The sequence below is a fragment of the Pseudomonas sp. NPDC098740 genome (assembly GCF_044760065.1).
Taxonomy (GTDB): Bacteria; Pseudomonadota; Gammaproteobacteria; order Pseudomonadales; family Pseudomonadaceae; genus Aquipseudomonas; species Aquipseudomonas rossensis.
The window spans coordinates 65,542-85,985 of record NZ_JBIWAM010000012.1; the positions used below are offsets into that span (position 1 = coordinate 65,542).

General features: G+C 59.5%; 22 protein-coding genes. 8 read left to right on the forward strand and 14 right to left on the reverse strand.

The window, feature by feature from the left end; translation table 11 throughout:
- Window positions 1–377 precede the first annotated feature (377 nt).
- Together dcd and ACIQU2_RS16500 are read left to right on the forward strand one after the other, a co-directional pair.
- Complete coding sequence (gene dcd / locus ACIQU2_RS16495) at window positions 378–944, forward strand: dCTP deaminase (protein ID WP_007904652.1); 567 nt, start codon at window positions 378–380, stop codon at window positions 942–944.
- A 105-nt stretch (window positions 945–1,049) separates the two neighbouring features.
- Complete coding sequence (locus ACIQU2_RS16500) at window positions 1,050–1,259, forward strand: hypothetical protein (RefSeq protein ID WP_403142566.1); 210 nt, start codon at window positions 1,050–1,052, stop codon at window positions 1,257–1,259.
- Window positions 1,260–1,369: 110 nt separating this feature from the next.
- Here the strand turns inward: ACIQU2_RS16500 and ACIQU2_RS16505 are convergent, their stop codons facing one another.
- The 9 genes from ACIQU2_RS16505 to ACIQU2_RS16545 all read right to left on the reverse strand — a co-directional run bounded on the left by ACIQU2_RS16505 (window position 1,370) and on the right by ACIQU2_RS16545 (window position 12,011).
- Window positions 1,370–2,134, reverse strand: coding sequence for an ATP-binding cassette domain-containing protein (locus ACIQU2_RS16505; protein ID WP_347804910.1), 765 nt, complete (start codon window positions 2,132–2,134; stop codon window positions 1,370–1,372).
- 13 nt (window positions 2,135–2,147) lie between these two features.
- Window positions 2,148–3,266 (reverse strand): succinylglutamate desuccinylase/aspartoacylase family protein, encoded by a 1,119-nt coding sequence (locus tag ACIQU2_RS16510; protein WP_403142569.1) that lies wholly within the window; start codon window positions 3,264–3,266, stop codon window positions 2,148–2,150.
- 24 nt (window positions 3,267–3,290) lie between these two features.
- A complete protein-coding gene (locus tag ACIQU2_RS16515) occupies window positions 3,291–4,001 on the reverse strand; it encodes an ABC transporter permease (protein ID WP_347804912.1) in 711 nt (236 codons plus the stop codon).
- Window positions 3,998–4,726, reverse strand: coding sequence for an ABC transporter permease (locus ACIQU2_RS16520; RefSeq protein ID WP_008153927.1), 729 nt, complete (start codon window positions 4,724–4,726; stop codon window positions 3,998–4,000). The genes ACIQU2_RS16515 and ACIQU2_RS16520 overlap by 4 nt, the downstream gene beginning before the upstream one ends.
- A gap of 56 nt (window positions 4,727–4,782) precedes the next feature.
- On the reverse strand, window positions 4,783–5,565 hold the full coding sequence (locus ACIQU2_RS16525) for a transporter substrate-binding domain-containing protein (RefSeq protein WP_347804913.1): 783 nt from the start codon (window positions 5,563–5,565) through the stop codon (window positions 4,783–4,785).
- A gap of 245 nt (window positions 5,566–5,810) precedes the next feature.
- Window positions 5,811–7,499 carry an ATP-dependent DNA ligase gene (locus ACIQU2_RS16530; protein WP_403142573.1) on the reverse strand — a complete coding sequence of 563 codons (1,689 nt, stop codon included), beginning with the start codon at window positions 7,497–7,499 and terminating at the stop codon, window positions 5,811–5,813.
- Complete coding sequence (locus ACIQU2_RS16535) at window positions 7,496–8,530, reverse strand: ligase-associated DNA damage response exonuclease (protein ID WP_403142575.1); 1,035 nt, start codon at window positions 8,528–8,530, stop codon at window positions 7,496–7,498. Before ACIQU2_RS16535 ends, ACIQU2_RS16530 begins: the two co-directional genes overlap by 4 nt.
- Window positions 8,531–8,707: 177 nt before the next feature.
- A complete protein-coding gene (locus ACIQU2_RS16540; RefSeq protein WP_403142577.1) occupies window positions 8,708–11,158 on the reverse strand; it encodes a penicillin acylase family protein in 2,451 nt (816 codons plus the stop codon).
- 208 nt (window positions 11,159–11,366) lie between these two features.
- On the reverse strand, window positions 11,367–12,011 hold the full coding sequence (locus tag ACIQU2_RS16545; RefSeq protein ID WP_403142580.1) for a glutathione S-transferase N-terminal domain-containing protein: 645 nt from the start codon (window positions 12,009–12,011) through the stop codon (window positions 11,367–11,369).
- 146 nt (window positions 12,012–12,157) lie between these two features.
- Between ACIQU2_RS16545 and ACIQU2_RS16550 the strand changes: the two genes are divergently transcribed.
- Window positions 12,158–12,709 carry a cysteine hydrolase family protein gene (locus tag ACIQU2_RS16550; RefSeq protein WP_403142582.1) on the forward strand — a complete coding sequence of 184 codons (552 nt, stop codon included), beginning with the start codon at window positions 12,158–12,160 and terminating at the stop codon, window positions 12,707–12,709.
- 138 nt (window positions 12,710–12,847) lie between these two features.
- On the opposite strand, the gene ACIQU2_RS16555 is transcribed toward ACIQU2_RS16550, so the two are convergent.
- The 4 genes from ACIQU2_RS16555 to ACIQU2_RS16570 all read right to left on the reverse strand — a co-directional run bounded on the left by ACIQU2_RS16555 (window position 12,848) and on the right by ACIQU2_RS16570 (window position 14,676).
- On the reverse strand, window positions 12,848–13,057 hold the full coding sequence (locus tag ACIQU2_RS16555) for an SEC-C metal-binding domain-containing protein (protein WP_007906737.1): 210 nt from the start codon (window positions 13,055–13,057) through the stop codon (window positions 12,848–12,850).
- The gene (locus ACIQU2_RS16560) at window positions 13,054–13,548 is read right to left on the reverse strand and encodes an LEA type 2 family protein (RefSeq protein ID WP_347804918.1); all 495 of its coding nucleotides are present in this window, start codon (window positions 13,546–13,548) and stop codon (window positions 13,054–13,056) included. Before ACIQU2_RS16560 ends, ACIQU2_RS16555 begins: the two co-directional genes overlap by 4 nt.
- A 149-nt stretch (window positions 13,549–13,697) precedes the next feature.
- Window positions 13,698–14,174, reverse strand: a complete 477-nt coding sequence (locus tag ACIQU2_RS16565; protein WP_347804919.1) for a YchJ family protein — start codon at window positions 14,172–14,174, stop codon at window positions 13,698–13,700.
- A 4-nt stretch (window positions 14,175–14,178) separates the two neighbouring features.
- Window positions 14,179–14,676 carry a DUF6231 family protein gene (locus tag ACIQU2_RS16570; RefSeq protein ID WP_403142586.1) on the reverse strand — a complete coding sequence of 166 codons (498 nt, stop codon included), beginning with the start codon at window positions 14,674–14,676 and terminating at the stop codon, window positions 14,179–14,181.
- Between the two features lie 192 nt (window positions 14,677–14,868).
- On the opposite strand from ACIQU2_RS16570, the gene ACIQU2_RS16575 reads away from it, so the two are divergent.
- The 4 genes from ACIQU2_RS16575 (at window position 14,869) to ACIQU2_RS16590 (ending at window position 17,549) form a co-directional block, all read left to right on the forward strand.
- Window positions 14,869–15,564, forward strand: coding sequence for an OmpA family protein (locus ACIQU2_RS16575; protein WP_347804921.1), 696 nt, complete (start codon window positions 14,869–14,871; stop codon window positions 15,562–15,564).
- 90 nt (window positions 15,565–15,654) lie between these two features.
- Complete coding sequence (locus ACIQU2_RS16580) at window positions 15,655–16,371, forward strand: OmpA family protein (protein ID WP_403142590.1); 717 nt, start codon at window positions 15,655–15,657, stop codon at window positions 16,369–16,371.
- Window positions 16,372–16,519: 148 nt separating this feature from the next.
- Entirely contained in the window at window positions 16,520–16,798 is a 279-nt protein-coding gene (locus ACIQU2_RS16585) for a DUF1145 domain-containing protein (protein ID WP_283183272.1), read from the forward strand.
- Window positions 16,791–17,549 carry a collagen-like protein gene (locus ACIQU2_RS16590; RefSeq protein ID WP_403142592.1) on the forward strand — a complete coding sequence of 253 codons (759 nt, stop codon included), beginning with the start codon at window positions 16,791–16,793 and terminating at the stop codon, window positions 17,547–17,549. The genes ACIQU2_RS16585 and ACIQU2_RS16590 overlap by 8 nt, the downstream gene beginning before the upstream one ends.
- 106 nt (window positions 17,550–17,655) lie before the next feature.
- On the opposite strand, the gene ACIQU2_RS16595 is transcribed toward ACIQU2_RS16590, so the two are convergent.
- On the reverse strand, window positions 17,656–18,120 hold the full coding sequence (locus tag ACIQU2_RS16595; RefSeq protein ID WP_403142595.1) for a CopD family protein: 465 nt from the start codon (window positions 18,118–18,120) through the stop codon (window positions 17,656–17,658).
- 99 nt (window positions 18,121–18,219) lie between these two features.
- Between ACIQU2_RS16595 and dinG the strand changes: the two genes are divergently transcribed.
- Complete coding sequence (dinG, locus tag ACIQU2_RS16600) at window positions 18,220–20,364, forward strand: ATP-dependent DNA helicase DinG (protein WP_347804926.1); 2,145 nt, start codon at window positions 18,220–18,222, stop codon at window positions 20,362–20,364.
- Window positions 20,365–20,444: the final 80 nt, after the last annotated feature.

Below are 20,444 nucleotides of genomic sequence, written 5' to 3' on the forward strand. Positions count from 1 at the left end.
AATAAAACTTAATACAATATACAAAGTTTAAAAACATTAACAAAGATAACTCATACGCAGTAATAACCCTGGCCGAGACTGAGTGCAAAGAGCAGGAAAAATTCTTGTAGATGGTTGGATCGAAATTCAACATATCGTGTAGAGATTCTCAGTGACACAAGCAGCACAGTGGCGCCACCTTAACCCTTTTTCCGGAACGTGCCAATGCTTGCGACGAAGGTTTCTCTGTTTTCATGACTGACGGTCCGCCGGTTTTCCCGCAAGGCCCGGAAATTACGGGGGATCGGCAAGATTTGTGCCCCGGACTTTGAACCCGAAGCGCGCGCCCGGTAAGATGCCGGACAGATTTTTCCACCTCGCTATTCAGGACACCCGCCATGAGCATCAAATCGGACAAGTGGATTCGCCGCATGGCGCAAGAGCACGGCATGATCGAGCCCTTCGTAGAGCGCCAGGTGCGCGGCAGCGACGATAGCCGGGTGATCTCCTACGGGGTGTCAAGCTACGGCTACGATGTGCGTTGCACAAATCATTTCAAGGTGTTCACCAACATCAATTCGGCTATCGTCGACCCGAAAAACTTCGATGCCGGCAGCTTCGTCGACATCCACAGCGACGTGTGCATCATTCCACCGAACTCCTTCGCCCTGGCCAGCACCGTCGAATATTTCCGCATTCCGCGTAATGTCTTGACCATTTGCCTGGGTAAAAGCACCTATGCGCGCTGCGGTATCATCGTCAACGTCACGCCGCTTGAGCCTGAGTGGGAGGGTCATGTGACCCTGGAGTTCTCCAACACCACCAATCTGCCGGCGAAAATCTACGCGAACGAAGGCGTGGCACAGATGCTGTTCCTTGAATCCGACGAAGAGTGCGAAGTGTCCTACAAGGACCGTGGCGGCAAGTATCAGGGCCAGCGCGGCGTTACCCTGCCACGCACCTGATCCGTTCGTCAGGCAAGTCGTGGGAATTCTTGAGCGGGTGGACACTCTATTGGGTGTACTGCCCGGTTCGCGCAACGCGGACGGGCCATCGCTCAGGAGTGCCCTATGAAGATCGATCCGCGAGTAAGTGCCGAACTGGCAAGGCTTGAGCCCAATCAGGTTGGCGTTTTGGCCTGGTCCTTGTTGGCACATCCACCTATCAGCATGGCAGGGGGCATCCCTGGTCAGCCTGATCCCGATACCCCCAACGAACAACCCACCGAGCCCGGTGAACCTACCTTGCCGGATGAGCCGCCTCCCGCGCCTGTAGCCTGATACCCAAAACGCGTGCAGGAGCAAAGCTTGCTCGCGATGAACGATAACTCGGTCGTTAATGGACCGCGTCGCATTCATCGCGAGCAAGCTTTGCTCCTACGGGTGGTGGGTTACTTGAGGTTGCCGCTCAGGAACTGCTTCAATCGCTCACTTTTCGGGTTGCCCAGCACGTCTTCCGGCGCGCCTTCTTCCTCGACCAATCCCTGGTGCAGAAACAACACCTGGCTCGATACTTTGCGGGCGAAGCTCATTTCGTGGGTCACCATGATCATGGTTCGGCCTTCTTCGGCCAGACCCTGGATCACCCTGAGCACCTCACCCACCAGTTCGGGATCGAGGGCCGAGGTGGGTTCGTCGAACAACATCACTTCCGGCTCCATGGCGAGTGCCCGGGCAATCGCCACGCGTTGCTGTTGACCGCCGGAAAGAAACGCCGGGTATTGATCCGCCACACGCGAGGCCAGGCCCACCTTGTCGAGATAGCGTCGGGCACGGTCTTCGGCTTCCTGCTTGCTGCACCCCAGCACCCGACGCGGGGCCATGGTGATGTTTTCCAGCACCGTCATGTGGCTCCACAGGTTGAAGTGCTGGAACACCATGGCCAGGCGAGTGCGGATCCGTTGCAGTTCGTCGGCATCGGCCACGTGCATGCCGTGGCGATCCTTGATCATGCGGATGTTCTGGCCGTCCAGGCTCATGGCGCCGTCGTTGGGCTGTTCGAGAAAGTTGATGCAGCGCAGGAAGGTACTTTTGCCCGAGCCGCTGGCGCCGATCAGGCTGATGACGTCGCCGGTGTTGGCCTTGAGTGAAACGCCTTTGAGCACATGATGATCGCCATAGCTTTTATGCAGGCCTTCAATGGTCAGTTTGTACATGGGGCATGCATCCTCAAGGCGAAAGTAGGTAGCCGCTGCGATAGGCTTCGGTGCCCGCAATGTGGGCGATCACCATGCCGGCAGTGGCCATGCGCCGTAGCGAACGGGCGTACATCAACCCGGCGACGGTGCAATGAACGGGGGTGACGCGGTCAAAGATCGGGTCGATGATTTCAGCGATCAGTTGTCCGGCTTCGAGGTATTCCCCTGGCAGCGCGGTGAACACCAGCAGCCCGCCGACCGGTGTTGCCACCGGTTCCACACCGGCTAGCGGCGTGGCCGGGTAAGGCAGCTCGGGCAGCGACGCGGGTTCGCCAGCAATGGCGCCGAAGTGAATCAGGTAATTGATCAGCGCCTGGCAATCGAGGCTGGCCAACGGGTGATTGACGTCACCCTGACCGCGCAATTCGACGGTGACCGAAAAACTGCCCAGCGGAATATCAAAGTGTTCGCCGAAGCGTTCCTTCAACTGCCACCAGAGCAGGGTGAAGCATTCATCGAACGAGTGCCCGCCGGAGTCGGTGGCCAGCAGGCTGGCTTCGGCACCGATGTAGCGCGCCAGTGGCTCGACCTGCGGCCACGCCTCGGGCGTGGTGTAAAGGTGGGCGACCGCTTCGAAATCGCAATGCAGGTCCAGCACCATGTCGGCATCGCAGGCCAGCCGTTGCAGAGCCAGGCGCTGGGATTGCAGTTGCGTGCTGGCAGTCTGTTGGGCGAGGGCATTGCGCAGGCTGCTGCGAATCAGTTCGAGGTTGTGCTGCGGATCGTCGCCGAGCCGGCCTTCGATCTCGTTGCCAACGGCTTCGCTCAGATCGACGAACCAGCGATTGAAGTTCTGCCCGCTTTCGAGGTCGTAACGGCCCAGCGGCACATCCATCAGCACTTGTTCGAGGCCGACCGGGTTGGCCACCGGCACCAGCACGATTTCGCTGTGCAGACGGCCGGCGGCTTCGAGCTCCGCCAGACGTTGCTTGAGGTGCCAGGCAACCAGCATGCCGGGCATTTCGTCGGCATGCAGGGATGACTGGATGTAAATCTTGCCTTTGGCTGATGATGGGCCGAAGTGAAAGCTGTGAATCTGTCGAGCGGTCCCCGGCAGCGGGGCCAGCAGGTCATGAATCTGGTGGCGCATGTCTCTTTATTCCTAAAGCGGGTCCTAGTGGGTCGGCCCGAGGAAGGCCAGCCATCGGCGTTCGGCGAGGCGGAACAGGCCGACCAGCGCAAAGGTAACGGTCAGGTAGATCAGCGCGGCGATACCGAACGACTGGAACGTCAGAAAGGTTGCCGAGTTGGCGTCCCGCGCGACTTTCAAGATGTCCGGGATGGTCGCGGTGAATGCCACGGTGGTCGAGTGCAGCATCAAAATCACTTCGTTGCTGTAATAAGGCAACGAACGACGCAGGGCCGAAGGCATGATCACGTAGGCATAAAGCTTCCAGCCTGTCAGACCATAAGCCTTGGCCGCTTCGACTTCACCATGCGCCATGCTGCGAATCGCCCCGGCAAAAATCTCCGTGGTGTAGGCGCAGGTGTTCAGGGCGAAGGCCAGGATCGTGCAGTTCATCGCATCGCGAAAGAACGCATCCAGCACAGGTTGGGCGCGCACGGCGGCCAGACTGTAAATCCCGGTGTAGCAGATCAGCAGCTGAATATAGAGAGGCGTACCGCGGAACAGGTAGGTGAAGAACTGAACCGGCCAGCGGATGTAGAAGTGCGGCGAAACCCGGGCGATGGACAGCGGGACCGACACCACGAAACCGATGAAGATCGACGCGCTGAGCAGCCACAGGGTCATGGCCAGGCCGGTGATGTTGTAGCCGTCGGTATAAAGGAAAGGTTTCCAGTATTCCTGCAAGAGTTCGATCATCGTACGGCCTCCCGGGAACCGGCGGCGTAGCGGCGTTCGAGCCAGCGCAGGACGAAGTTGGAGGCGCTGGTGATCAGCAGGTAAATCAGCGCTGCAAGCACCAGGAAGTAGAACAGCTGATAAGTGCTTTTACCGGCATCTTGCGCCGCCTTGACCAGGTCGGCGAGGCCGATGATCGAGACCAGTGCGGTGGCCTTGAGCATCACCATCCAGTTGTTACCGATACCCGGCAGGGCAAAACGCATCATCTGCGGGAACACCACGATCCAGAAACGCTGGCCGCGCTTGAGGCCATACGCGGTTGCCGCTTCGACCTGGCCCCGTGGCACCGCGAGAATCGCGCCACGGAAGGTTTCGGTGAAATACGCGCCATAAATGAAGCCCAGGGTGATGACCCCGGCGCTGAACGGGTTGATCTCGATGTATTCCCATTCCATGAAATCGGTAAACGACGTCAGCCAGGTTTGCAGGCTGTAGAAGATCAACAGCATCAGCACCAGGTCCGGCACACCGCGAATCAGTGTGGTGTAGAGCTGGGCCGGTACGCGCACCAGTTTGACTTTTGACAGCTTGGCGCTGGCACCGAGCAAGCCGAGCAAAACGGCCACCAACAGCGACAACACCGACAATTTGATGGTCATCCAGGTGCCTTCCATCAGCAACGGACCGAAGCCCTGGAGGCTGAAGGCTGAGAGCCCCAGGTTTTGTAGTAGGTTTTCGAACATAAATCAGCAACCTGATCGGGTGAAAAAAGCGCCCATCGCAAGATGGGCGCCGGGCATTATTTGCCGCTGTACAGATTCAGATCGCCAAAGTGTTTCTTCTGAATGGTGGCGTAGGTGCCATCGTCGTGTAACGCTTTGATACCTTTATTCAAAAGCTCTTTAAGGTCTTTGTTACCTTTAGAGATACCGATAGCTGTCTTGGCTGGAAGCAATTCGCTGTCCACTGGCTTGCTGACTTCGTAGCCCTCGCCTTTTGGCGACTTCAAAAAGCCCAGTTCGGCTTGCAGCATGTCCTGGATCGCCGCATCGAGGCGACCGGAAGTCAGGTCGGAATACACCTGATCCTGGTTCTGATAGGCCTGGGTTTTCACGCCAGCCTTGTCCAGAACGGCTTTGGCATAGGCTTCCTGAATGGTGCCTTGCTCGTAGCCGACGGTCTTGCCCTTCAGCGAAGCGACGTCTTCGGTCAGGCCGGAACCTTTCTTGAATACGTAGGCAGTTGGACCGGAGAACAGCTCGTTGGAGAAGTCGATGACTTTTTCACGGGCCGGGGTGACGGTCATCGAAGAGATCACACCGTCGAATTTATTGGCCTTCAGGCCCGGAATCATGCCGTCGAAATCGCTTTCGACCCATTTGCACTTGACCTTCAGCTCGGCGCAGATCGCGTTACCCAGATCGATGTCGAAGCCTACCAGGCTACCGTCAGCCGCTTTTGACTCAAACGGAGCGTAGGAAGGATCAACGCCAAAACGCAATTCCTTGTATTCCTTGGCCAGCGCGGAACCGGCTGCCATGCACAACGCCAGTGCAGAAAGGGTCAGCAATGCTTTTTTCATTATTCAATCCCTAAAAACAAATATGAGCGCTTGTGGCGCAGAATTATTGTTACTGGAAAGCGTAAGACCTTATGAAAGTAGCAATTTCCGAACCATAGTCCCGAACAAGTGTTTTAAAAGGTGATTCAAGAAATGGCAAGGAGGGATATGTGCACGAAAACGGGCGTTGAAAATTTGATGCACCAATATAGATCGGATCACCACAAAACCCTGTGGGAGCGAGCTTGCTCCCACAGGGATTTGGTTTAGCTCAACAGGTCCTGCAACGTTCCCAGATTGTCCGCGTCCTCAACCGACTTATCCTGGCGCCAGCGCAGCATCCTCGGAAACCGCACCGCAATCCCGCTCTTGTGTCGCTTGGACAGGGCGATGCCTTCAAATCCCAGTTCAAACACCAGGCTCGGCGCCACGCTGCTCACCGGCCCGAATTTCTCTACGGTGGTCTTGCGCACGATGCTGTCGACCTGGCGCATTTCTTCGTCTGTCAGCCCTGAATAGGCCTTGGCGAACGGCACCAGTACCCGTTCGCTTGCGTCAGGCGGCCCGTCCCACACGGCGAAGGTGTAATCGCTGTAGAGACTGGCGCGGCGACCATGGCCGCGTTGCGCATAAATCAGCACCGCGTCGACGCTGAACGGGTCGACTTTCCATTTCCACCAGACGCCCATGTCCTTGGTCCGCCCGACGCCATACAACGCATCCCGGGCCTTGAGCATCATGCCTTCGACACCGAGCTTGCGGGAGGCCTGTCGTTGTCGGGCGAGGTCGAGCCAGTCTTCGCCGGTGAGCAGGGGTGAAAGGAGTAACACCGGGTTGTTGCTCCTGGCGACGACGTGCTCCAGTTGAGTGCGACGCCTGGACTGAGGCTGGTTGCGCCAGTCTTCACCCTGCCATTCCAGCAGGTCGTAGGCGAGGACCACCACCGGCACTTCTTCGAGGATTTTTTTGTCTAGGGTTTTACGGCCGATCCGCTGTTGCAGCAGCGCGAAAGGCTTTACCGCGGGTGAAGCCGGGGAATGAGGGTTGAAGGCGTCCTCGGTGGTGGAGTGTTCGGTTTTCCAGGCGACGATTTCACCGTCGATCACCGTACCCTCGGGCAAGCAGTGAACCAGACTGTCGAGTTCGGGGAAGCGCTCGGTGACCAGCTCTTCACCTCGCGACCAGACCCACAGTCGCCCCTCGCGTTTGACCACTTGGGCGCGGATGCCATCCCACTTCCATTCCACTTGCCAGTGGCTGGCCGGGCCGAGCAGGGCTTCGAATTGTTCAACGGGTTGTGATAGCGCGTGAGCGAGGAAAAACGGGTAGGGCTGACCGCCCCGTTGGGCATGTTCGTCAGACGATTCAGTGGCAATCAGCTTCAAGTAACTGGACGCGCTTGGACGGTTGGACAGGTCGGTGTAACCCACCAGTCGCTGGGCGACGCGTTTGCTGTCGAGCCCGGCCATGGCCGCCAAGGCGCGGGTGACCAGCAACTTGGAGACCCCGACGCGGAAGCTGCCGGTGATCAGTTTGATGCAGAGCATCAGGCTCTGGCGGTCCAGTTGCGACCACAGGGCAGGCAGTCGCTCGGCGAGGACTTGCGGGGTTTCACCGCGCAGCGGCAGCAGTTTGTGTTCAATCCAGACCGCCAATCCATCGTTGGAGCTGTGAAGCGTTTCGGGCAGTACCAGCGAAATGGTTTCCGCCAGATCGCCGACCGCCTGATAACTCTCTTCGAACAGCCACGGCGAGAGGCCGGAGATCTCCACCGCCAGCTCTCGCAGGATGCGCACCGGCACCAGTTGCCGAGGCCGCCCGCCGGACAAAAAGTAAACAGCCCATGCGGCATCTTCCGGCGCGGCCTCGGCGAAGTAGTGTTGCATCGCCGCCAGTTTGGCGTTGCTCGACGTCGTGGCATCGAGTTCGGCGTACAACTCGGCGAACGCCTTCATGGCAGCACCTCGGCGCTCTCGGGGTTGACGGCTGCATTTTCTTCCTCATCGTCGCCGTACTCGGTGCTGAAACTCATGGTATCGAGGCCCTGTTCGCGCAGATGGCGCACCAGTACTCCGACCGAACCGTGGGTCACCATCACTCGCTCAGCACCGGTCTGTTCGATGGCCCAGAGCAGGCCGGGCCAGTCGGCGTGGTCAGACAGTACGAAGCCGCGATCCACGCCACGTCGCCGCCGCGTGCCACGCAAACGCATCCAGCCGCTGGCGAAGCCATCGCTGTAGTCGCCGAAGCGACGCATCCAGGTGCTGCCGCCAGCCGAAGGCGGGGCGAGGACCAACGCCTTGCGCATCATGGGGTCGCTCTTTTTTACTTCGCCGGCATAGATCGTTGGCGGTAAATAAATACCACCTTCGCGATAAACCTGATTGAGCGGTTCCACGGCGCCATGCACCAGAATGGGGCCGAGGCTGGCATCGATGCCGTGGAGAATTCGCTGCGCCTTGCCGAACGCATAGCAGAACAACACGCTGGTTTTGTCGACGGCGGCGTTGGCTTGCCACCACTGATTGATCTCGGCAAAGACGTGCGCCTGGGGTTGCCAGCGATAAATCGGCAGGCCGAAGGTCGATTCAGTGATGAAGGTATCGCAGCGCACGGGTTCGAACGCCGCGCAGGTGCCGTCGGGTTCGATCTTGTAGTCGCCCGACGCAACCCAGACTTCGCCGCCATATTCCAGACGCACCTGTGCCGAGCCGAGGACGTGGCCGGCGGGGTGAAAACTCAAAGTAACGCCATGGTGGGTCAGGGGTTGCCCGTAAGGCAGGGTTTGCAGGTTGATATCCTGGCCCAATCGCGCACGCAAAATCCCTTCGCCGGGAGCGGCCGCCAGATAATGCTGATTGCCGGTGCGGGCATGGTCGCCGTGAGCGTGGGTAATGACTGAACGCTCGACCGGCCGCCACGGGTCGATGTAGAAATCCCCGGCCGGGCAGTACAAACCTTCAGGACGCGCGATAACAAGATCCACGTTGTTACCAAAATGGAGGGAGTTGTTAGCTATGAGGTTTGCGCGAGGCTAGAAGTTCTATTGATCTTTTCAGAGATCAAAAACAAAGATCGCAGCCTTCGGCAGCTCCTACAGATGAACGCGAATCCACTGTAGGAGCTGCCGCAGGCTGCGATCTTTTGATCTTGTCTTTTTGACTTACTTGCCAGGTGTCAGCGTCAAACGCGTCTTCCCATACACCTTGTCAAAGTTCTGCGGCTGCATCGGCAAACTCATGTATTGCCCCTTCAGCCACGGATCAATGCTGTCGAGGTAGTTCGGACTCGCCGGATTACCGGATTGCCCCGTACCGTTCTGCCCCATCAGCGGTTCGGCCTGGCCGAAGTCGACGATAAAGCGCATGGCCGGTGCCAGGGTGGTGTTGAAGTCCTGACCCCAGGCGAACGCTGCGGTATTCAGCGTGGTGTGGTCGCCACCGGCCGCGAGCGGACCGCGTACTGTCTGGCCACTGGCGTTTTTCCACTCGTAGCGGTGCAGTTTGCCCCACTGCCAGGCTTTGTGATCGCCGCCCAACTGGCTGTCGCCCGCGCTGATCGCGGCTGCCAGGCTGCGGGCGAGGATCGCCGGTTTATCTTCTTTCTGCGGCGTGCGAGCGTCATCCCAGAACGGACTGTCCTCACGCCCCAGCAGGTGATCGGCCTGGGCCGCGTAGGACAACTTGCCGTTGGCGATAAAGGCTTTCCACGCCGGGCTGCTTTCCGGGCCCAGTTCGTCGAGGAAGATTTGCTGGGTGCTTTGCTGCAGGAACAACTCGTAAATCGCTGCATCAGCGGAGGTCGGGCTGAGTTTTCCGTCGAAGGCCATCAGGCGGGTATACGCCTCGCGAGCCTTGCCACGATCCGCCACAGGCAACGCTTCAATGGCCTGCTTGAGCGGCTGGGACATGCCCGGCGCTTCAAACATCTTCTTCAGCTTGGCAGCGAAAGTGGTGGTCTGGTCGTATTGCATGGCGATCAGGCTGCGCGTGTCGTGTTTGCCCACACCTGCCAGTTCGGCCAGGCGTTCGCCACGCTCCGGCGCCGACCAGGAGTTGGACAACTGCATGCCGTAGCCATGCGGAATGACTCGCTGGTTGGCGGTGCCGAGCCAGCCTTGGGCCGGATCCTGGTCATAGGGATGGAGCATCGGGTCGGCGTAACCATCCCAATCGTAACGACCTTCCCAGCCCGGCGACGGCAACAGGCCTTCGCCTTCGCGACGGTTCGGGAAGCGACCGGTGACTTGCCAGCCGATGTTGCTGGCGTCGGCAAATACCAGGTTCAGCGCGATGGCGCGGATTTCACGGCTGGCGTCCGAGGCTTTCTCGACGGTCTGGGCGCGGGACAGGTCGAAAAACGCATCCAGGGTCTTGTCATCGGTGAAGTTTGGCGTCTGCAAGGCCAGGCCAAAACCGTTAGCCAGCGTCGTGCCTTGGGCACTGTTGAGCAACGGGCCATGGCGGGTTTCGTACACCACTTCGCGAATCGGCCGCTGGCCTTTGACGAAGTAGGTTTCGTTGCGCACGATCGCCGGCTGCCATTTGCCACCAACTTCGTAGGAAAGTCCGTTGCCCTGGCGTTTGATTTTTTCCAGGAACAGGTCCTGGTTGTCGCCCATGACGGTGGCCATGCTCCACGCCACTTTGCCGTTGAAACCGCCGAGCACCATCGGCAAACCGGCAATCGTCACACCAGAAGCCTGGTACTTCGGCGCGCGAATCTGTACGTAACTGAACAACGACGGCACGCCCAGTGGTCCATGGCTGTCGCTGGCCAGCAGGCTTTTGCCGCTGCGGCTGCGTTGCGGGCCGATCGCCCAGTTGTTCGACGAAGTGGCGCCCAGCAGATTCAGGTCGGACAGTTGGCTCGTGGCTTTGCTGATCTCGGCCAGGCCCGGGATTTGCCCGTTGAGCTTGATGCCCTGAAGTTTTTCAGCTTCGGCCAGCGGCAGTTTTTCATCAGGAGCGGATGGTGTCAGCCACGGGAGTTTGTCGGTGCTGACGGTCTGGGCCAGCATCAGTGAGGAAATTTCTTCCGGCAGGTTGGCCGACTGGCTGAAGTTCAGCAGGCAGAAAATCAGCGCCGAGTCTTCCGGCTTCCAGTATTCAGGCTTGTAGCCGGTGGCCGCGAAATCCGCTGGCAGTTTGTCGCGATAGCGGAACAGGTAGGCGTTGACGCCGCGGGCATAGACTTCGAAGAAGCGTTTGAGGCGCGGCGAAGACGCCTTGTACAGCTCGCCGGCGCTTTTCTTCAGATTGACGGCGCGCATGTAGCGGTCAGCGTCCAGCAGGTCCGAACCGGACATCTCCGACAAGCGGCCCTGAGCCAACAGGCGCAGGGTGACCATTTGCGTGATGCGGTCGGTGGCGTGGACGTAACCCAGGGTGAACAGCGCGTCGTGAAAGGTGTTGCTTTCGATCAACGGCATGCCCATGGCATTGCGACGTACCGAAACGTTCTGCGCCAGGCCCTTGAGCGGCTGTACGCCGGTGGTCGGCGGGAGGGTGTCCTGGGTGTTCCAGGTCTGACAACCGGTCAGGCTCAAAACACCGGCCACTGCTGCGGCAACGCCGAACCGGGGAAGAAAATGTGTAAGGGCTGGCGAGGCCATGGCAAAGCTCCTGCGGGGGTAGCGTCATTAAAGGCGCTACGTTAGTGAGCAGGAGGTGCCCGCGCAAGCGGGGTATCAGGTTATTTCAGGATTTGGCTGTGGAACGCAAAAAGATCGCAGCCTCGTTTCACTCGACAGCTCCTACACGGTTTTGCATTCCCTGTAGGAGCTGTCGAGTGAAACGAGGCTGCGATCTTTTGATCTTCCATCAGGATTTAGGCGGATTGATCTTGGCCACCAGGGCATACGCCTTCACCGTCGCCGGACGGTTCTGGATGTGGTTGAACCAGCGCAGCACGCTGGGGAAGTCTTCCAGGTTCTGGCTCTGCCATTTGTGGGAAACGATCCACGGGTAGATCGCCATGTCGGCAATGCTGTATTCGCTGCCGGCGACGAAGTCTTGATCGGCCAGCTGCTTGTCGAGTACCCCGTAGAGGCGGGCGGTCTCGTCGATGTAGCGCTTGATTGCGTAAGGGATCTTCTCCGGCGCGAACTGGCTGAAGTGATGATTCTGCCCGGCCATCGGCCCCAGGCCGCCCATCTGCCAGAACAACCATTGCAGCGCTTGTTGGCGACCGCGCAGGTCTTTGGGCAGGAACTTGCCGGTTTTCTCTGCCAGGTACAACAGAATTGCCCCGGACTCGAACAGTGCCAATGGCTCACCGCCATCGGCCGGTTCGGGATCAACGATGGCCGGAATTTTGTTGTTCGGGGAGATTTTCAGAAATTCGGGTTTGAACTGGTCGTTCTGGCTGATGTTGATCGGGTGCACGTTGTAGGGCAGGCCGGCTTCTTCCAGGAATATCGAGATTTTGTGGCCGTTGGGGGTGGTCCAGTAATACAGGTCGATCATGGAGTACTCCAAATCTAGAGACGTCGTTACTTGCGGACAGCAAACGCCGGCATCAGGTCGTCCTGTTTGCGTTCGATAGCTTGCCTGTAGGAACAGGTGATGCTGAAGTGCGGGAAATTCAATGACCCCGCATGAGAAAAACCGGCATGGAGCTCAAGACAAACGCGGCGCTGATCATCATCGATCAACAAAAAGGCATCCTGCATCCCAAACTCGGTCGCCGAAATAATCTTCAGGCCGAGCAGCGAATCCTCGATTTGCTAGGGAATTGGCGTCGAACCGGACGACCCATCATTCACGTGCAGCACTTGTCCCGTTCACCTGACTCGGTGTTCTGGCCGCAGCAATCGGGGGTGGAGTTTCAGGAGCGGTTTCAGCCACAGACCGGTGAGCAGCTTATTCAAAAGCAGGTGCCGGATGCGTTTTGTGCGACGGGGCTTGAGAAAAGTTTGCGAGAGGCGGGGATCGATCAGTTGGTCATTGTCGGCGTAGCGACCAACAACTCAGTGGAATCCACGGCGCGAACGGCCGGTAATCTGGGGTTTGATGCGTGGGTGGCGGAGGATGCGTGCTTTACGTTCGACAAGGCTGACTACTTTGGTAAAGCCCATTCAGCCGAGGAAGTGCATGCGATGTCGCTGGGTAATTTGCAGGGGGAATATGCGACGGTCGTGAGCACTGCGCAGATCCTGAAGTGAGGGTGACTTTGAGGGCCTCTTCGCGAGCGGGCTCGCTCCCACACTTGACCGCATCTACCTTGAGAATGCGATCTAATGTGGGAGCGAGCCTGCTCGCGAAGGCGATTCAACAGGCGAAGAAGTTCTTCGCCTGAAGCATCAAGCGCCGTGGCACTTCTTGAATTTCTTGCCGTTGCCGCAGGGGCAAGGGTCGTTGCGGCCGACGTCTTTCAGGGCGTTGCGCACCGGTTCCTGGTGGGCGTGGCCGCAGTTCGGGCCGTGGACATGGCCATGGTCGTGATCATGGTGGTCGTGATGGTCATGATCGTGGTTGCAGTCAGGGCCATGGACATGGGGTTGCTGGGTCATCGGTTTTGCTCCGGAATTAAATCGGCGGGGATTATCACGCCATTGCGCGCCAGGTGCACGTAGTGCGCGATGAATAAACCGGTTTCCAGTTCACCTTCCAGACGATAGGGAATCGGCTGGTCGGGTTTTTTCAGCAGTTTCACCAGATCCCGCACCTTGGGCCACAGGTTGGTGCGGATCGGCACTTTAAAGTAGGCACTGCGCTTGGGACCGACGGTGAACCAGTGTTCGTGCTCACCTTCAGTCAGCAGCATGTCGCCCAAATGAATGCGGTACTCGATGCCCCGCACCGTCAGGTCACTGTCGTTGGGGTTGTCGACGCGAAAGTGCAGCAGGAATCGCTGCTGCATCAGTTTGGCCTGGACGACTTCGACCTTGACCAGATGCACCTGCGGATCCGGCAGATCATCGCCGAACCAGGACGCACAGCCGCCAAGCCCCAGAAACAGGAGCAGGGTGAGCAGATGTAGTACGAGCCGTCGGGTGGTCATGGTCGGGTTTCTCCCTTGAGCACCAGTCTAGCCCTAAAAGATCGTCCGAACGCGGCCCGAGCCTTCGGCAGCTCCTACACTGGATCGGCGTAAACCCGTAGGAGCTGCCGAAGGCTCGGGCCGCGTTCGGACGATCTTTTGACGTCACTTCAACTGCTGAAATAACCCGCACAACACTTCTTGAACTTCTGCCCGCTGGCGCAAGGGCACGCATCATTGCGCCCGGCCTTGAGTTGTACGGTGGGGTCAATGAAGTACCAGTGGCCGGCGTTCTGCACGAACGACGAGCGCTCGCGGTGGCTGTGTTCACCGCCGCCGTCGTGCCAGCGCGCAGTGAACGTCACGAAGGCGTGTTCCGGCTGGCCGCCCAAGACCTCGGAGCTTTCCACTTCAAGGCCCAGCCAGGTGCTTTGGGCGCTCCAGTCGCTGATGGACTGTCGATCGAGGCCTGCCTGTTGTGCGGGCAGGGTGGTCGCCACCAGATAATCGATCAGCCCCAGTACGTAGGCGCTGTAGCGCGAACGCATCAAGGCTTCGGCACACGGCGCCGGATGACCGGCATGGTAATGACCGCAGCAGGCATCAAGCGGGGTGCCGCTACCGCAGGGGCAAATGGATGTACTCATTGCGTTACCACCAATATTTCCCGAAGTTTTCCGGATTGGCCCAGAACCGTGAGTTGAGCCAGTCGGGGACTTGTTTGTAGTCAAGCAGATCATAGGTGAACAGGGTCAGCACTTGATCGTCGCGCTGGAAGCGTTCGCTGGCTTGCAGGGCCAGGGAGAAAAAATCGGTCTCCTGCCAACCGCTGGCCGGCAAGTCCGCCAGCACCGCGATGCGACTGGCGTTGAGGTTACGGATCCCGCCAAGCAGGTTCAGGCCATCGCGTTTGGGCAAGTGTTCGAGGCAATCGACCACCAGCGCCAGGTCAAACCGGCGCGCCGCCAACTCGGCCGGCAACACCCCGGGTGCCGCATGGGCCACACAAGTGTCCGGGTGCGCCAGCTTGAAGGCCTCAAGCGCGGGGAACTCGCTGGCGCCAATCAGCAACAGGCGCCCGGGGGCATAACGATCCAGCAAAGCGGCCAACGCCTGCTGGGGCGTGCGCGAAGAAATACCTGCAATCATCGAAGATCCTCAATCAGAGCTGCCAAGACTAGCCTGCTCAAAGGGCCGGGCCTAGAGGTGGTTTGTCCCAAAAGCGCCGATGTGCCGTGAACACGGGGTTAAAACTGCAATGGCCTATTGCTGGCGGAGATTAAAACTCGGGTCTTTACTACCTGAATCGGTTCTAAGCCGATCCCCTCAGGAGAAAACTCGATGAGCATAGTTCGCACAGCATTACCCTTGGTTCTGCTAACCAGTGTGTTGACTGGTTGCGCAGGTTTGCAGAAAACCGACTGGCCGACCTGTGCGGCGGTCGGTGGTGTCGTGGGTGCAGGTCTCGGTGCGACCGAGAGCTCGGCATGGGCGGGGTATGGCGCGCTGCTCGTCGGCGGCACGGCTGCGGCCTATTGCTGGGTTCACGGTGATGGCGACGAAGACGGCGATGGCGTGCCGGATAGCCGCGACAAGTGCCCGGGTACACCTAGAGGCGTGCGCGTCGATGCCGACGGTTGCCCTCCACCGGTGCCTGCGCCAGTGGTCGAAGAAGCGGCCGTGGTTAGAGAAGAAGTCATCGTCATTCGCGATGTTCACTTCCAGTTCGACAAGGCCACACTGACCCCTGCCGACAAAGTGGTACTCGATAAAATCGCCACTCGCTTGAAAGGGGAAGCGCCTAACGCCCAACTGACTGTAACCGGTCACACCGACAGCGTGGGCAGCGATACCTATAACCAGAAACTGTCGGATCGTCGTGCGCACTCGGTAGTTGAATACCTGATTTCCCAAGGTGTACCACGCAGCAGCTTCGTCTCTGTCACCGGTGCCGGTGAAAGCCAGCCGGTTGCCGATAACTCCACCGCTGACGGCCGCTCGATGAACCGTCGCACGGAAATCAAAATCAACCGCTAAACACCTCATACTCCGCGGCTTGTGCAGTCGCGGATGCGGGTCTTTACTCCTGTGTGACCGGCATTGGCCGGTAACACAGGAGCTTTCACCATGAGTGTTCTCACACGGACCGTCTTGCCGGTTGTGCTGCTGGGCAGCCTGTTGACCGGTTGCGCTACTCACAGCGATGGCACCGCCCCCCTCAATCAACGAACCTGGCCAATCTGCAGCGTTATCGGCGGCCTGGTCGGTGGCGGTCTGGGCGCTCTCCAAAGTAGCGGTTGGGCGGCCGGTGGGGCGGCGCTTGGTATCTTGACCGGTGGTTTGATCTGTTACGCCCAGGATGGCGACGAAGACGACGATGGTGTCTTCGATCGACGCGATCGCTGCCCTGATACGCCAGCCAATACCCCCGTGGAACATCATGGTTGCCCATTGCCGCAGTACCCGGCCAGCGTGAAACCTGAACTTGCTCAATCGGAGGTCATCACCCTGAGCGACGCGGGCGACGTACTGTTTGCCTTCAACCAATCCGAACTGACCCCTGCCGCGCAGAGCAAGCTGGATTCGCTGATGCCCAAACTGCAAAGCGCCGATGTGGTGAGCATCAAGGTTATCGGTCATACCGACAGCATCGGCTCGGACACCTATAACCAGGCACTCTCGGAACGTCGCGCCAGTAGCGTGGCGGCCTACCTGTTGAGCCAGGGCCTGGCGCCGAACAAGCTCACCAGCGAGGGCAAGGGCCAAAGTCAGCCGGTGGCCGATAACGAAACGGAAGAAGGACGGGCGAAAAACCGTCGGGTGGAGTTGCACATCAATCGCTGAGCCCCGTGATAGAGCCGTCGGACCACAATTGAAGTCAGTCCGGCGGCCATTCGGCGGCCTTCATGAAGAATTTTCCGTTGCCCTCTGGCTTATCCCGCGTGGAAGCCGGTACTGTGCGCGCAAAGAATAATTCTCAACGGGGGAGCGTATGAACGTGTTTTGGGGGTTGGGGAAGTTGTTGACCCTGCTGTTCTGGCTGGTGGTGCTGGTCAATCAGCTCATGCCGTTTGTCAATCCTCTGCACCTGCTGGTCGATCTGGCCGGCAGCCTGCTGGCATGCCTTCATCTTCTTGAGGCGGTGTTCTGTTTCCGCAGCCTCAGAGGTCGCGCTCATCCTTGGCTTGATCGCCTGAAGATCCTCTTTTTCGGCGTTTTCCACCTGCAAACCATCCCGGCTCCGACCGCGTCTAAGGCTTCCCATGCGTAAACTCTGTCTGCTCGCTGCACTCATCAGCCCGTTGGCCTGCGCCCAGGTGGTGAGCGTCGAAACCAACTCACTGATGCGTTTGCCCAACACCGCCAGCACCTTGCAGCTGGAACGCCTGGAAGTGGCCGACTACGGCACGTTGTTGATTCCCTCGAATGTGACCGAGGTATCCGTCGGTGAATTGCGTCTGGGTCGTGAAGCGCGGATCGCCATCGTACCCGGCGAACAGCCGCTTGAGCTGAAGGTCAGTCGTGCGCAGTTGTCGGAAGGCAGCCAGATCACGGCTCGCGGCGCGCCGGGAACTTACCTCAAGGCAGCCCGCTCCGGGCGTAACCTGAACTTGCAGATCAAGGCACTGAGTGCACCGCAATTGTTGGTGGACGCTCGCGGCGGCGTGGGCGCACCGGGTTTCGTCGGTCTCGATGGGGCCAACGGTCAGGCCCCGGGTTGTACCTGGGGCCAGGCCGGTCGTGGTGCCGATGGCAGTGATGGAAACGACGGTCAGCCGGGCGCGCCGGGTGCACTGGTTCGGTTGGAAGTGCCGCGTGATTTCCCGTCGGAACTGATCAAGGTTCAGGTGGCTGGTGGTGACGGTGGTGTGGCCGGGCCTGGCGGTAAACCGGGCGCGGGTGGCAAGGCCAAGGGCTGTTTCGTTTACAAGGCCGATGGCGGCAAGAGCGGCCGCCCTGGCGCTGACGGTCAGCCGGGGTCCGCGGGTGCGGCGGGTTCGGTAACCGTTCAGCGGTTGTAAGCAATTTCCGAGGTTTTGGTCGCCAGATCGATCGCTATCGCGAGCAAGCTCGCTCCCACAGGGATTGCACTGATCCATTGTGGGAGCGAGCTTGCTCGCGATGCTTTTAGAACATCGGCCGAGCCGCAGCAATCGCCACCAGCACCAACCCGACAATCAGATTGATCCCCACCAACTTGCGAATTTTCCCAAGCGTCGCAGCCCCGGTCGGCCAATCTTGCGCCGCCACCGCCGTGCGCAACTCTGGCAACAACAACGCCTGAATCCGGATAAACAGCGCCGTCATCACCACGTACAACCCCATCATCACCTGCACATACCGCGGCGCCGCTTCAAAACCGCTGTACTGCAAATGAATCATGCCCACACCGCTGATTGGCAACAGCACCACCGCGACCCAGACCCAGCGGAAAAAACCTTGAAACACTTCAACCCACAGCTTTAGCCGGGCAGGGCCCTCCAACGCCTTCATCGCCGCGGGGCGCAAGACCATCCACGCGAAAAACATGCCGCCCACCCACACCAGGGCGGACAGGACATGCAGGGTATAAACAAGGCCAAAAGGTGTCATTGAGGTACTCCGTTCTGCGCGGGATTAATTAGCGGGGTATGATAGCGGCCCATCCGAACCACTGAAAATTTATCCAGCGTTTTTCGCGCCCGACAATCCATGATCAGCACCGAACTCAAAACCACGATCCAGGGCGCCTACTCGCGTTTTCTCGAAGCCAAGAGCCTCAAGCCGCGCTACGGCCAACGCCTGATGATCGCCGAAATTGCCAAGGTCCTCGGTGACATCGACACCGACGACGAAGGCCGGCGCAGTGGCGACCCCGCGATTGTCGCGGTGGAAGCCGGCACCGGTACCGGCAAAACCGTGGCCTACAGCCTGGCCGCCATCCCCACGGCCAAGGCCGCCGGCAAACGCTTGGTGATTGCCACGGCCACCGTGGCCCTGCAAGAGCAGATCGTCTACAAGGATTTGCCCGACCTGATGCGCAACAGCGGGCTGAATTTCAGCTTTGCCCTGGCCAAGGGGCGCGGGCGCTACATGTGCCTGTCCAAGCTCGACATGTTGCTCCAGGAAGGTCACGCGCAAACTGCCACGGCGCAGTTGTTTGAAGAAGAAGGCTTCAAGATCGAGGTCGACGAGGCCAGTCAGAAGCTGTTCACCAGCATGATCGAGAAACTCGCCGGCAATAAGTGGGACGGCGACCGCGACAGTTGGTCCACCGCTCTGGAAGATGCCGACTGGGCACGCCTGACCACCGATCACAGCCAATGCACCAATCGCCATTGCCCTAACTTCGGCCAGTGCGCCTTCTACAAGGCCCGCGAAGGCATGGGCAAGGTCGACGTGATCGTCACCAACCACGACATGGTCCTGGCCGACCTGGCACTGGGCGGCGGCGCCGTGCTGCCGGACCCGCGCGACACCATCTACGTGTTCGACGAAGGCCACCACCTGCCGGACAAGGCCATCGGCCATTTCGCCCATTACACGCGTCTGCGGTCCACCGCCGACTGGCTGGAAACCACCGCCAAGAACCTCACCAAGTTGCTGGCCCAACATCCGCTGCCAGGCGACCTGGGCAAGTTGATCGAGCAGGTGCCGGAACTCGCGCGGGAGATCAAAACCCAGCAGCAATTCATGTTCAGCGCCTGCGAGCAGGTCGCCGATTTCAAACCGGGCGAAGACGTCGAAGGTCGCGAGCGGCCGCGTCATCGCTTCGTCGGCGGGGTGATTCCCGAGCACATGCGCGAAATGGGCATCGAGCTGAAGAAGGGCTTTGCCCGTCTGACCGATGTCTTTACCCGACTGACCGAACTGCTCAAGGAAGGCATGGACGGCGAGGTCAACATCGGCATCGCCAGCAACCAGGCCGAAGAGTGGTATCCGCTGTTCGGTAGCCTGTTGTCCCGTTCTTCGGGCAATTGGGAGTTGTGGACTGCGTTCACCGTCGAAGACCCGGAAGACAACCCGCCGATGGCCCGCTGGCTGACCCTGGCCGAAAGCGGCTCGCTGTTCGACATCGAGGTCAACGCCAGCCCGATCCTCGCGGCGGAAATGCTCCGTCGCAATTTGTGGAACGTGGCTTACGGCGCTCTGGTGACCTCCGCGACCCTGACCGCGCTCGGCACCTTCGATCGCTTTCGCATGCGCGCCGGTCTGCCGAAAAAAGCCGTGACCGCGGTGGTCCCAAGCCCGTTTCATCATGCTGACGCTGGCGTGCTGCGGGTGCCGGACCTGAAGGCCGATCCGCGTGATGCGCCGGCCCACACCGCAGCGATCATCCGCGACTTGCCGGCATTGGTGGAAGGTTCGCGCGGCACCCTGGTGCTGTTCTCCTCGCGCAAACAGATGCAGGACGTGTTCGACGGCCTCGACCGCGACTGGCGCAAGCAAGTGTTCATTCAAGGCAACCTGTCGAAACAGGAAACCCTGAACAAGCACAAGGCGCGGGTCGATGGCGGCGATTCCAGCGTGCTGTTCGGCCTGGCGAGTTTTGCCGAAGGGGTCGACTTGCCCGGTGCGTACTGCGAACACGTGGTGATCGCGAAGATTCCATTCTCGGTGCCGGATGATCCGGTCGAAGCGGCCCTGGCCGAGTGGATCGAGGCTCGAGGTGGCAATCCGTTCATGGAAATCTCCGTGCCGGACGCTTCGCTGAAGCTGGTTCAGGCCTGCGGTCGCTTGCTGCGCACCGAAGAAGACCGCGGGACCATCACCTTGCTCGATCGACGCCTGGTCACCCAGCGTTACGGCAAGGCAATCCTCAATGCGTTGCCACCCTTCCGGCGTGAAATTTCCTGATACACCGGTGGGCAAATTTGCCCACCGCGTTGTCTATCTCTCAACCATCGCTTTTCCACTGGCCCCATTGAAGGTCGTTA

Coding starts and splice junctions, on each gene's coding strand:
- dcd (WP_007904652.1), top strand. CDS start 378: ATGAGCATCAAATCGGACAAGTGGATTCGCCGCATGGCGCAAGAGCAC.
- ACIQU2_RS16500 (WP_403142566.1), top strand. CDS start 1,050: ATGAAGATCGATCCGCGAGTAAGTGCCGAACTGGCAAGGCTTGAGCCC.
- ACIQU2_RS16505 (WP_347804910.1), bottom strand. CDS start 2,134: ATGTACAAACTGACCATTGAAGGCCTGCATAAAAGCTATGGCGATCAT.
- ACIQU2_RS16510 (WP_403142569.1), bottom strand. CDS start 3,266: ATGCGCCACCAGATTCATGACCTGCTGGCCCCGCTGCCGGGGACCGCT.
- ACIQU2_RS16515 (WP_347804912.1), bottom strand. CDS start 4,001: ATGATCGAACTCTTGCAGGAATACTGGAAACCTTTCCTTTATACCGAC.
- ACIQU2_RS16520 (WP_008153927.1), bottom strand. CDS start 4,726: ATGTTCGAAAACCTACTACAAAACCTGGGGCTCTCAGCCTTCAGCCTC.
- ACIQU2_RS16525 (WP_347804913.1), bottom strand. CDS start 5,565: ATGAAAAAAGCATTGCTGACCCTTTCTGCACTGGCGTTGTGCATGGCA.
- ACIQU2_RS16530 (WP_403142573.1), bottom strand. CDS start 7,499: ATGAAGGCGTTCGCCGAGTTGTACGCCGAACTCGATGCCACGACGTCG.
- ACIQU2_RS16540 (WP_403142577.1), bottom strand. CDS start 11,158: ATGGCCTCGCCAGCCCTTACACATTTTCTTCCCCGGTTCGGCGTTGCC.
- ACIQU2_RS16545 (WP_403142580.1), bottom strand. CDS start 12,011: ATGATCGACCTGTATTACTGGACCACCCCCAACGGCCACAAAATCTCG.
- ACIQU2_RS16550 (WP_403142582.1), top strand. CDS start 12,158: ATGGAGCTCAAGACAAACGCGGCGCTGATCATCATCGATCAACAAAAA.
- ACIQU2_RS16555 (WP_007906737.1), bottom strand. CDS start 13,057: ATGACCCAGCAACCCCATGTCCATGGCCCTGACTGCAACCACGATCAT.
- ACIQU2_RS16560 (WP_347804918.1), bottom strand. CDS start 13,548: ATGACCACCCGACGGCTCGTACTACATCTGCTCACCCTGCTCCTGTTT.
- ACIQU2_RS16565 (WP_347804919.1), bottom strand. CDS start 14,174: ATGAGTACATCCATTTGCCCCTGCGGTAGCGGCACCCCGCTTGATGCC.
- ACIQU2_RS16570 (WP_403142586.1), bottom strand. CDS start 14,676: ATGATTGCAGGTATTTCTTCGCGCACGCCCCAGCAGGCGTTGGCCGCT.
- ACIQU2_RS16575 (WP_347804921.1), top strand. CDS start 14,869: ATGAGCATAGTTCGCACAGCATTACCCTTGGTTCTGCTAACCAGTGTG.
- ACIQU2_RS16580 (WP_403142590.1), top strand. CDS start 15,655: ATGAGTGTTCTCACACGGACCGTCTTGCCGGTTGTGCTGCTGGGCAGC.
- ACIQU2_RS16585 (WP_283183272.1), top strand. CDS start 16,520: ATGAACGTGTTTTGGGGGTTGGGGAAGTTGTTGACCCTGCTGTTCTGG.
- ACIQU2_RS16590 (WP_403142592.1), top strand. CDS start 16,791: ATGCGTAAACTCTGTCTGCTCGCTGCACTCATCAGCCCGTTGGCCTGC.
- ACIQU2_RS16595 (WP_403142595.1), bottom strand. CDS start 18,120: ATGACACCTTTTGGCCTTGTTTATACCCTGCATGTCCTGTCCGCCCTG.
- dinG (WP_347804926.1), top strand. CDS start 18,220: ATGATCAGCACCGAACTCAAAACCACGATCCAGGGCGCCTACTCGCGT.